At 36.1% G+C, this 11,817-nt stretch carries 11 protein-coding genes; 2 read left to right on the top strand and 9 right to left on the bottom strand.

Annotation, left to right across the window (positions count from 1 at the left end; translation table 11 throughout):
- Window positions 1–5: 5 nt before the first annotated feature.
- From HMPREF2811_RS01440 to HMPREF2811_RS01415, 7 genes are all read right to left on the bottom strand, one after another.
- Window positions 6–926: an ABC transporter permease gene (locus HMPREF2811_RS01440; RefSeq protein ID WP_071407788.1), complete on the bottom strand. Its 921-nt coding sequence runs from the start codon at window positions 924–926 to the stop codon at window positions 6–8.
- Window positions 927–1,129: 203 nt separating this feature from the next.
- Window positions 1,130–2,101: a LacI family DNA-binding transcriptional regulator gene (locus HMPREF2811_RS01435; RefSeq protein ID WP_071407787.1), complete on the bottom strand. Its 972-nt coding sequence runs from the start codon at window positions 2,099–2,101 to the stop codon at window positions 1,130–1,132.
- Between the two features lie 197 nt (window positions 2,102–2,298).
- Window positions 2,299–3,159, bottom strand: a complete 861-nt coding sequence (locus tag HMPREF2811_RS01430; RefSeq protein ID WP_071407786.1) for an ROK family protein — start codon at window positions 3,157–3,159, stop codon at window positions 2,299–2,301.
- A 521-nt stretch (window positions 3,160–3,680) separates the two neighbouring features.
- The gene (locus tag HMPREF2811_RS10975) at window positions 3,681–4,067 is read right to left on the bottom strand and encodes a hypothetical protein (protein WP_084801826.1); all 387 of its coding nucleotides are present in this window, start codon (window positions 4,065–4,067) and stop codon (window positions 3,681–3,683) included.
- An 81-nt stretch (window positions 4,068–4,148) separates the two neighbouring features.
- On the bottom strand, window positions 4,149–4,406 hold the full coding sequence (locus HMPREF2811_RS10970; protein ID WP_084801824.1) for a DUF3307 domain-containing protein: 258 nt from the start codon (window positions 4,404–4,406) through the stop codon (window positions 4,149–4,151).
- Window positions 4,407–4,409: 3 nt separating this feature from the next.
- Window positions 4,410–5,075, bottom strand: coding sequence for a SatD family protein (locus HMPREF2811_RS01420; RefSeq protein WP_071407785.1), 666 nt, complete (start codon window positions 5,073–5,075; stop codon window positions 4,410–4,412).
- A gap of 125 nt (window positions 5,076–5,200) precedes the next feature.
- The gene (locus HMPREF2811_RS01415; RefSeq protein WP_071407784.1) at window positions 5,201–5,620 is read right to left on the bottom strand and encodes a hypothetical protein; all 420 of its coding nucleotides are present in this window, start codon (window positions 5,618–5,620) and stop codon (window positions 5,201–5,203) included.
- 404 nt (window positions 5,621–6,024) lie between these two features.
- On the opposite strand from HMPREF2811_RS01415, the gene HMPREF2811_RS01410 reads away from it, so the two are divergent.
- Both HMPREF2811_RS01410 and HMPREF2811_RS01405 read left to right on the top strand, forming a co-directional pair.
- Entirely contained in the window at window positions 6,025–8,208 is a 2,184-nt protein-coding gene (locus HMPREF2811_RS01410; RefSeq protein ID WP_071407783.1) for a PTS transporter subunit IIBC, read from the top strand.
- A 14-nt stretch (window positions 8,209–8,222) separates the two neighbouring features.
- Window positions 8,223–9,062, top strand: a complete 840-nt coding sequence (locus tag HMPREF2811_RS01405; RefSeq protein ID WP_071407782.1) for an endonuclease/exonuclease/phosphatase family protein — start codon at window positions 8,223–8,225, stop codon at window positions 9,060–9,062.
- 70 nt (window positions 9,063–9,132) lie between these two features.
- Here the strand turns inward: HMPREF2811_RS01405 and HMPREF2811_RS01400 are convergent, their stop codons facing one another.
- On the bottom strand, window positions 9,133–9,369 hold the full coding sequence (locus HMPREF2811_RS01400; protein WP_071407781.1) for a SatD family protein: 237 nt from the start codon (window positions 9,367–9,369) through the stop codon (window positions 9,133–9,135).
- A gap of 223 nt (window positions 9,370–9,592) precedes the next feature.
- On the bottom strand, window positions 9,593–11,665 hold the full coding sequence (locus HMPREF2811_RS01395) for a 3'-5' exonuclease (protein ID WP_071407780.1): 2,073 nt from the start codon (window positions 11,663–11,665) through the stop codon (window positions 9,593–9,595).
- Window positions 11,666–11,817: the final 152 nt, after the last annotated feature.

Here is an 11,817-nt window from a genome sequence, read left to right as displayed (position 1 = left end):
ACCTCCTATAATCCTTCGCCATCATTTAAGTGTTTTACTGTTTTATTAACTATTATTAGTAATACCACGTTAATCACGGTATTGATTAAACCAACAGCTGTTGAATATGAATAATTACCCGAAACTAAACCTTGTTTATAAACATAGGTCGAAATAATCTCAGACGCGGTTAAGTTTAAAGATGTTTGCATTAAGTAGGCTTTCTCATAACCGACGCTCATAATGTTACCCGCTGCTAAGATGAATTGAATGACCATCACAGGTTTTAAGGTCGGTAAGTCAATATGCCATATTCTTTGTAAAATATTAGCACCATCCAATTTTGCTGCTTCAACTAACGACGGATCGACGTTAACCAAGGTGGCTGTATACAAGGTAGAAGCCCAACCCATTCCTTGCCAAATACCACTACCGATATATAAAGTTCTAAAATAATTAGGGTTGGTCATAAAATTAACATTCATGCCCATGAACTCTAAAATGCGGTTGACTGGTCCTTCAATAGAGAAAAATAAAAAAATCATACCGACAATAACAACGACAGAAATAAAATTAGGAGCATATAAGATTAACTGAATTTGTCTTTTTAACCTTGGACTTGCTAATTGATTTAACATGATGGCTAAAATAATCGGTGGCAAAAACCCCCATAATAATCCATAAACACTCAACTTTAAGGTGTTCCCGACTAATAATCCCAAATTCGGTGCCGATAAAAACTTCGCAAATTCCTTAAAACCAACCCAATCACTTCCTAATATTCCTCGTAATGGATTGTAATCTTTAAAGGCAATTAATACACCATACATCGGAATATATTTAAATACGAACGTCAGTAATAAACCCGGAATTAACATTAAAAATAATACTTTTTGTTTTTTTATTTTCTCCCATGTACTCAACTCTTTCTTTATGACAGTTGACATCTATTTCCTCCTCCTTTTTGAAACGTTTCAAAACTTTTAGAAATAATCAGTGCTGCTTTGCTTAACAGCACATTCTGATTTTGTTTTAATTTTTATTTATATTGAAACGTTTCAATAATAATATAAAAAAAATACTTCGTAACTAACTACAATCTTAGTTTATAAAAGAAAGCGTTTTTTGTCAATAGGTATTTTTTCTTTTTTTATTTTTTAGTAGTTTTTCCTTCAACATAGTATCCCGGAATTAAATATTGACGTGTATGTTCTTTATCATCAATAATATCTAAAATTAGTTCCACAGCTTTTTTTGACATTTCTTCCAATGGTTGTTTAATTGTTGACACGACATATTGTCGCTCAATTGCCATTCTTATTCCATCATAGCCAATTATTTGTAGATCCTCTGGAACTTTAATTCCCAAATCTTCCGCAACTTCAATAACATCAAGCGCAGCAAAGTCATTAATCGTAAAGATACCATTAATTGTAGGATTTTCAATTAAAAACTCGCGAATCTTTTCCTTTAAGTTAGGAACAGGCTCCACTTCATCTAAAATTGAAAGTTGATATCCTGCTTCTATAATGGCTTTTTCAAAATATTGACGGCGCTTTTTCGTCTCGTTCTCCGTCTCATTATGCGCTCCAACAAAGCCAAAATGCGTACACCCTTTCTCAATGAGTGTCTTCGCCGCTATTTCAGCACCTACCTTGTTATCAGACGCAACATAAGCAATATCCATACCTGGAAAGACACGGTCAAAACTGACAAAGGGGATGCCTGAAGATAAAAACTCCTCAATCGAACTATAGGTAATCGCAATAATCCCATCTACTTTATTTTGTTGTAACATTTTAATATATTCTGCTTCCTTTTCCGGACCAGCGCTGTTACATAGAAGCATCTTATAATCTAATCGACTCAATTCTTGCTCGACATGATAAGCAAATTCACCGAAAAACGGATGCCATATCGTCGGCACGATTAAAGCAACGGTATTGGTACGATTTAATTTCATACCACGCGCATATTGGTCAGGTACATAATTTAATTTTTCAATCGCTGCATTCACTTTTTCAAGTGTTTGGGGCTTAATGCCTTGTGCTTTATTAATGACTCTTGAGACGGTCCCTAAACTAACACCCGCTAATTCTGCGACATCTTTCATTGTTGCCATTTATTTCACCTCACTTTACTTAAAATTTAATTACGATGACTATCAAATTAAGGCATCCGCTAGCCATCGTTAATATTGAGAGTGGCAGACGAAATACAAGTTAATCTTCCCGCCTCGTCATGACCACTCATTTTTATTTGAATTCATTGTCGATTACATGACTCAACTCATTCACAGAATTTAACGTGCACACGATATTAAGATAATAATTCACGCGCTAATTCATAACATCCTGTAATACCGGCATCGTCTTCTAATGCTGGTGGCACGATAAAGCCTTCTAATTCTGGTGTTTCTAAATAACCATTATTGAACTTTTTGAAATTCTCACGAATTAATGGGAATAATTGACGTTGTTTCATCACGCCTCCACCTAAAATGAATCGCTCGCAGCCTAAAACAGTATAGTAATTATATAATCCTTGCGCAATATAATAAGCTTCCATTTCCCAAGCTTGGTGATCTTCACCTAAATCAAAACCTTTTTGGCCCCAACGTTCTTCAATTGCTGGACCAGCAGCCATCCCTTCTAAACAGTCCCCGTGATAAGGACACTTACCTTCATAATGGTCTTCTGGATGACGTCTTACTAATATATGCCCTGTTTCAGGGTGTCCATAACCACTGACGACATGACCATCTACGACGACACCGCCGCCAACACCTGTTCCAACAGTTAAATAAATAACATTATCCAATCCTTTGGCTGCACCTTTTTTCATTTCACCATAAGCCGCCGCATTCACATCGGTAGTCCACGCCATGGGTACATTAAATTCTGCTTTAAAAGCACCTAAGAAATTATAGTTATTCCAGCCTTTTTTAGGAGTAGTGGTAATATAACCGTAAGAAGGCAACTCTTCATTATCACCTAAAGGACCGAATGAACCAATCCCTAACGCTTTCATTTCAGGATATTTTTTAAAGAAAGCAATCATTTTTGGTACAGAAATATCGGGCGTTTCAGTAGGAATACTAACTCGCTCAATAATTTGTCCTTCGTTATCAAACATAGCACAAACGCATTTTGTGCCACCTGCTTCTAATGCACCATACATGGTATCACTCCTCATCGATTTTTGAATGTCGAGGTTAGTTCACAATATTACTGAAAATTTCAATTGTTGCCTCCAACCAGTTTTCATTGATCGAACTAACCCATGACATCCATTTACCATCATTATAATCAATTATGATAAATTTGTGAATGATGAAGTTAAAAATCGCCTGATTTTGTATGAAAAACGATAAAAGGAATAGGGTTTTAAAACCTTGCTATCATAAGGTTTTAGAGCCTTTTGAGATGATAAAAATATTTTTGAAACATTTCAAAAATAAGGGGTGTTGTGATTGATTTTCGAAAAGAATGAAAGATGTATAAAAAGTCAGACTAATTTATTCTATCAAAGAAAACGGGAGTAACATAATAGTGTGGGATAGATATAGAAAATGAATGATTTTCGCTTCGTCAGCCCACCCATAACAGTTGAGTAGTTTCATCGGATAATTCATTGCCGACTGATTAAAGATACTGGAATTTTATTTGGTTGTTTCTCTGACTTTTAACACCCAATTCCGCTTAGTAAAATAATAACCAATAACAAATTAAGACCGCAATAATACTATATAGTGAACCTATTAAATAGTACTCCGCAAACGAAGGGCTATCGGAAATTTTATTATAGCGGGCAATCGACTTGGCCGTAAATACTAAGCCAACCGAAGCAAATTGGCCTAGTAACATCAAGATCCCCATTGCAATGCGTTCTAGGTTTCCTACCATCGCGCCTGCGCCTGTAACCGTTTCTTCTGAACTAACGGCCGGTGATTGGAACCGACTAAATGCTAATTTGAATAATATATTAACCGGCTTTGTTACTAACACACAAAATAAGAATAATAATAAAAAAGGCGTCGGCATCGTTAACGTTACCGTGCTCCCTGCTACCGCGTTAATCTTTACCATACTCAATATGTGAAGTAATTGATCACCTACAAAAAGACTTAAGTTTTGATTATTGGTTAAGTTTAAACGATGTGTAAAAAACTACTTTGTCATATCAATTAGAGCATGAGCAATAATAATTAATAGCACACTAGACAATAATGTTGGCCAGAAAACCAATAGAGCACCAAAGCCAAGTGTTACCACCAGCAAATGATAACTAACATAACGGATATCTGTCTTTTTTTTGTTCGCCATTGTCGGTGATTGAAAATGAAAATCGACTAGAAAATGAACAACTAAGTACAATACTAACAGAGGATTTTGATTAAAATAAGCATTGAATCCTGGTACCACCATCGTTTATTTTTCCTCCTTTAATAATTGATGCACCGCGTCAGTAATGGTATTGCGTCCTCTTAAATAGACTTTAATGCCACTCCCCTTTAATCGCTTACTAAGGGCACTGGGGTTAATATTAAGTTGTCCAGCAATGATTTGATGCTCAAAGTCTTCTTGATAAATATCGTTAGCTAATAAAACTGCTAATAAATCATTTTGAGTCGTCACCCAACTACTACGAATATATTCGGTTAACGCTAGATAATGATTTAAACTTTCGACCACTTCAGTGTTCTCATGACCAATTCGTGCTTGCGTCATGCCATAGTCATTTTTTTCGTGAATATATTCTATAGCGGCGCGCGCATGCCAATAAGCAGGCCCATCTGCCCCGATACTGATTTCATTATTGATTTCAGTTATCATCTCGCCTAAACCAAAGCCAAAGCGCACCCGATTAGGTCGAAAAGCCATTAAAATTTCATCCATAATCCTTAAAAATGGTGCATTAGATGTCAGTAAGGCTTGAAATTCATCACCTGTTGTAATGGTGAAATTTGAGACGATATACGCTTGATAATGCTCATTCATTTGCTTCATAATCTTATTGAATTGTTCTTGTGATTGTTGACGTTCCTTAATTGATTTTGACTCAATGACATCGCCAATCATTGCGATATATTGCATAACCTCACCCCTTTTTTTCTATTATAATAGACATTTTTTGATTACACCAAAGTGATTCGTCTCTCTCTAACAAAAACAGTGAGCCTCACCCGCTTTATCTCAATCTCAGGAGAGACTATAAAAGTTTAAATGCCTTTCATAGCAGCATACAGGGCTGTATTAGGAAGCACCTTTCTAAAATCTTCTATGGTAATTTTAACCGGTATACCAGCTTTTTCTAAAATATACACTTTGGGTAGTTCGGATTGATGCTCACAAATAAACTGAATCAAGCTAGAACTATTACCAATGCCTTTTGTACTAAGTGGCGTAGCACCAACGATTAAGTCTAAATATTTCGTTGAATAATAACAAGTGGAAATATCAAAATTCTTCATTTCATCATAAAGGATCCATTCATAAGCATCTCTCACCAATCCATATACTTTTAAGAGTCCTGGTAAATGCTTCTCACAGAAACCGCCATCGCCTCCCAAGATGAGTAATTTCGCATTATCACTAAAATAATACGTTGGTTGTGCTAAATCTAATTGATTGTGAGCCAATTGGTCTTGGACTTTGGTTTGATAAATTTCAAGTTTAAATTAGTCAGCGTTCATCATCTCAACATTTTATATTTCAAAGTCATAAAGAGTGTTGCTAAACGTTTACAAAATAGTATCATTCTTTACAACATTGTGGTTATATGATAAATTAAAACTATTAGTATCCTGAATAGATCTAAGAAGAACCCATCATTTATCTTACGCTATAAGTTTTATGCATTACTACTAAAATGAACTATTTTATGAGAGCGGTTGTCTAAAAAAGTATAATAAATTTAGATCGTTTTTACTGTTTATAGTGTAGTAGTCATTATGATGGGAATAAATGAATAAGATGGAGGTGACAATACCAGATTCACAATTTTTTAGAAATATAAAAATAAAAGAAGACAGGGAGAAGAAAATTGAAAAAAATATTTAATTTTGAATTTTGGCAAAAATTCGGGAAAGCGTTAATGGGCGTTATTGCTGTTATGCCAGCTGCAGGATTAATGATTAGTATTGGTGGATCACTTCCTCTAATTAATCCAGATATGCAAGCTTTGATTTCAGTTGGAAGTGTGATTGAGAATATTGGTTGGGCAATTATTGGAAACTTACACGTCTTATTTGCATTAGCAATCGGTGGAAGTTGGGCAAAAGATAGAGCTGGGGGTGCCTTCGCTGCCGGGCTCAGTTTTATTCTAATTAACCGAATTACAGGAGCGATTTTTGGCGTAACCAGTGAAATGTTAGCTGACCCAAATGCAGTAACACAAACATTATTTGGAGCAGAAATACCAATTGATGGTTATTTTGTTAGTGTTTTAGAGGCACCAGCTTTAAATATGGGGGTTTTCGTCGGTATTATTGCAGGATTTATGGGAGCTGTTGCTTACAATAAATATTATAATTTTAGAAAACTACCCGATGCTTTATCCTTCTTTAACGGAAAAAGATTTGTACCGTTTGTTATTATCTTATGGTCTTTAATTGCTTCAATTGTATTAGCTATTGTTTGGCCATTTATTCAAAGTGGTATTAATAGTTTCGGTGTATGGATTGCTCAATCACAAGAATCAGCTCCAGTCTTAGCTCCATTCTTATTTGGTACATTAGAGCGTTTATTATTACCATTTGGTTTACACCACATATTAACTATTCCAATTAACTACACACCTCTTGGAGGAACCTATGAAGTATTAACTGGTGCACAACAGGGTGCTATGGTATTCGGTCAAGACCCACTTTGGTTAGCATGGGTAAGAGATTTAATTAACTTAGACGCTGCTGGTGATACTGCTACGTACCAATGGTTATTAAATAACGTAGTTCCTGCTCGTTTTAAAGTCGGACAAATGATTGGATCATCAGGTATATTAATGGGTCTATCTTATGCCATGTATAAAAATGTCGATAAAGACAAACTAAAAACACATAAATCAATGTATGTATCAGCTGCTTTAGCTGTATTTTTAACAGGTGTTACAGAACCACTTGAGTTTATGTTTATGTTCGCAGCTATGCCTTTGTATATCGTTTATGCGGTAATCCAAGGAGCAGCATTTGCGATGGCTGATATCGTAAACTTACGTGTTCACTCGTTTGGTAACATTGAATTGCTTACACGTACGCCATTAGCGATTCGTGCGGGACTAGGTATGGATTTAATTAACTTTGTTTGGGTAACCCTTCTATTCGGAATATTGACTTACTTTATTGCAAACTTCTTAATTAAGAAATTCAATTTTGCAACTCCAGGACGTAATGGAAATTACGAAGGTGGAGAAGTAGCATCTGAAAATGGAGAGCCTGTAGATGCTACACAACAAGTGTATGATATTATTCACTTATTAGGTGGTAAAGAAAACATTACAGATGTAGATGCTTGTATGACTCGCTTACGTGTTTCTGTTAAGGATGTTGATTCTGTTGGAGACGAAAATGCTTGGAAAAAAGCAGGCGCAATGGGGCTTGTGAAGAAAGATAATGGAGTTCAAGCAGTTTATGGACCAAAAGCAGATGTCTTAAAATCTGATATTTTGGATGTATTGAGCTCTAATGCAGCTATTCCAGAACCTAAACTTGATGAAACACCTGAAATGGATGAAAAGGAAGTAGTGGCTACAGGTTCTAAAGGACTCACAACAGTAATTTTCCCAGTAGCAAAAGGTGACGTACTTCCGATTACTGAAGTAAATGATGAAGTATTTTCTCAGAAAATGATGGGTGATGGTTATGCAGTAAACCCTTCAACAAATACAGTAATCTCTCCAGTAGATGGTACAATTCAAAGTGTCTTCCCAACCAAACATGCAATTGGTATTAAAACAGCAAGTGGAATTGACGTACTTATTCATTTAGGAATAGATACAGTTGCATTAAAAGGTGAAGGTTTTGAAATCTTTGTTGAAGAAGGTCAAGAAGTAATTGCTGGAGATAAAATAGCTGAAATGGACTTGGCTTCGATTAAAAAAGCAGGAAAAGAAACCACTATCATGGTTGTTTTTACGAACTTGACAGAAAATCAAGACTTTGAGTTCATTCAAACGCACGATATCTCCGAAGATACAGAGATTGGTCGAGTGAATGAAAGAAACATTGGTTAGAATGGAGAAATAAATTGAACGTTTTAACACTGAATACTCATTCATGGATGGAAAAGGATCCAGAATTAAAATTAAGACAAATCGTTGATTATATTGCCAAAGAAGATTTTCAAATTATCGCTCTTCAGGAAATTAATCAAACAATGGAAGCGAAAGAAATTGTGGACGATTTATTTATCCAAGCTTCTGGAGAAATGAATCCTGTTGCTATAAAGGAAGATAACTTTGCATATCTCATCGTTCAGTTGCTAAAAGAGCGTGGACTTCATTACTATTGGAGTTGGACAGCCAATCATATTGGCTATGATGTGTACGATGAAGGTGTGGCTATTTTATCCAAAACACCTTTCAGTCCAGAAAGTTTCTTAGTGTCTGAAATATCGGATTATGCGAATCACTACACCAGAAGAATTCTAAAAGGTAATGTAAGCCTTGAAGGTAAAGAATGGGTAGTCTTTTCATGCCACTACTCTTGGTGGTTAGATCCATCAGGTGATCACTTATTCAAGTATGAATGGGATAATACGCTTCCTCATATTGAAAAAGTGAGTCAGAAGACTCACCTTTTTATGGGTGATTTCAACAATAAGGCAGAGCTTAGAGACGAGGGCTATGACTATATCAAAACTACGGCTCCTCAATTAAAAGATGCCTATGTTCAGGCAGAAGAAAAGATTGGATCTGCAACCGTTTTAAGTGATATTGACGGATGGGAAGGCCATACGGATGAAAAAAGAATCGATTATATCTTTACGGATTACCCGGGAGAGGTTAAAAGTTATCGAGTTGTTTTTGATGGCAAAAAAGAACCCATCGTGAGCGATCACTTTGGAGTAGCAGTCGAATTTAATTAAATATAATGAAGAAACTCGCTAGCAGATTTCTGCTGGCGGGTTTTTGAGTATCTATTAACTTCACTAAGTATTAAATATCTAGCCAGGCACCTATAAAGAAAGTAAGGATAAGTGGGATTGGTGTTAAAATTGAGTTATTAATCCTGGATATTTCATCACCGGTTGTAATCGTAAAATTGGAAACAATCGTTGTTTGATACTGTTCATTTAATTGCTTCATAATCTTATTTAATTGATCTTGTGATTGATGACGTTTCTTAATGGACTTTGACTCAATGACATCGCCAATCATTGAGATATATTGCATGACCTCACCTCTTTTTGTCTGTTATAATAGACAAAATATAAATTGTCTGTTTAAATAGACATTTTGATTATAATCGTCGGATTCGTCTCTGGCTAATAATACATAGAACCTCTCGTGATTCGTCCCTGTCTAACAATACATTGAGCCTCAAGCCATGCATTCCTATCTAACAATACATTGAGCCTCACCGCTTAATTGCCAAATCAAGTGAGACTTTAATCGATTAAATGCCTTTTAATGCAGCATACAAGGCTGTATTAGGAAGCAACTTTCTAAAATCTTCTTTTGATAATTTAACCGGGATGCCATTTTGTTCTAAAATATGTGCTTTAGGTAATTCCGCTTGATGATCACGAATAAATTGAATTAAGCTCGAACTGTTGCCAATGCCCTTTGTACTATGTGGCGTAGCCCCGACGATTAAATCTGAATATTTTGTTGAATAATAACAAGTGGTAATATCAAAATGTTTCATTTCATCATAGGGAATCCATTCATAAGCATCTCTGGCTAGTCCGTATTCTTTTAAGAGCCCTGGTAAATGCTTCTCACGGAAACCTCCATCGCCACCTAATATGAGTAGTTTCGCATTATCACTAAAATAATATGTCGCTAACTCTAAATCTAATTGATTATGCGCCAATTGGTCTTGCACTTTGGTTTCCATTAATTTTGCTTCAACTGCTAATTGATGTTGCTTCTCATTTTCAATATCAACGGTTAATTTTGATATTTTCTCATTACCAAAGCCTACCTGACTAATCGGTTGATCGAGCATTTTGGCTAATTCAGCTTGCGCTTGTTCTAACTCGCTTTCTAATTCAGCAATCCGATGCGTATAGCGTTGAAACTCCTCACGCAAAATGTTACGACGAATAGTCAATCGTTGAATCTGCTCTTTAAATAAAGTATCAAAAGCCGTCGGATTCCAGACAATCGGTAAAATCTTAGTTGGAGAAATCTCACTTAAATACCGAACCGGTTGGTCACTACCAACAAATAAACTCAAGGTCTTACGAGCACGCGTCATCGCCACAAAGACTAAACGTCGCTCAACATCAGTATCCGTTTCTTCAATCGCATCCGCAAAGATGGCATCATCCATCTCCGCTAAAATCACGTGATCAAACGAGAGTCCCTTCATCGAATGGAAACTCGAAACGACTACTGGTGTCTTCCCTGTATCTTTACTCAGATTGGTTTCATACGCAATGCCAGCTTTACTCAATGCCTTTAATACTCGAAATTTAAAAGGCGTCGTCTTGCGAAACCCGATGCAAATCCGTTCATTAGGATAATCAGACAGAATCTCTTTAATCTTTAAAATAATATGTTCCAACTGACTTTGTTCATTGCGTAATAAGAAGAGTTGCGGTCGATTGCCTTCATCTTGGGTCTCGGTTATATCTTGCGAAAATTCTTGACGTGATGCATCATTGATCACATATTCAAATTTTAAAATCGAATCGGCTGCTTCAAATATTTGTCTGGTATTTCTAAAATTACGTTGTAGTTCTAACGGTCTAAATGTAGAACCGACCACGCCCACCCAAGTGAACCGTTTGCCATAAATGGATTGCGCCACGTCGCCAATATACACTACTTTGTCTTGGGTAATCTGTTGTAGCGCGCGAATCCAAGTCTTCGGCATATCTTGCACCTCATCTAAAATAAGATGCTTTACGGTTGGAGAGGTCTCATTTTCTGCAATAAATTCTAAAACTACGTTACCAATATCTGAGAAATCATACTCATTGTTTTTAGCGAGTAGTGCCTGGTACTGTTCAAATAAGTCAAACACATACTCTCGGTCAAGATTACCTCGCCCGCGTCCTATTCGGACTGCTTGTAAATAATCCGCACGCTTCTTCAAGCCATTGCCATAAATAAAAGCAAATTCAGCTTCCATAAACCTGACACTATAACGATTGGTATCGAGATGACTTTCTAAAAAGGCTCTTAACTTTCGCGAAGCAAACTTCACTTTCCCACCATTTTTGCGAATAAAGTCACTCAATACACGGTGAACGGTCATCACTTTAATATCATCCAAATAATAATCCTGACGGATATGATTGACCAAGGCATTGGTAAAAGTTGTTAAAACAATCGGTAGACGTTCGCCGTCCAGTGGGAGTGCTAATTCATCTTCCTCAGCCAAACGATTGGCAATACTAATCGCCACTAAAGTCTTACCACTACCGGCGGGCCCTTTAATCGCAGTCTGTTTATTTTGTAGTGCTTGATCTACGACTTTTAATTGTTGTTGCGTTAAAGTATATACTTGTCTCCCCATCATCAACACTCCCATCTATAAAATATTAATCGCTTTCATATCTTAATAGTAGCTAATTTTAAGACTTTATTCAATACTTTAAGTAATGATTCAAAATAAACTCAATGGGAATGATTTGAGTGCTGTCACAAAGATTCAATTGGGAATACATA

It is taken from the genome of Globicatella sp. HMSC072A10 (assembly GCF_001811625.1).
Lineage (GTDB): Bacteria > Bacillota > Bacilli > Lactobacillales > Aerococcaceae > Globicatella > Globicatella sanguinis.
Note: the sequence above shows the minus strand (reverse complement) of the source record. Positions and strands in the feature narration are given on the sequence as shown.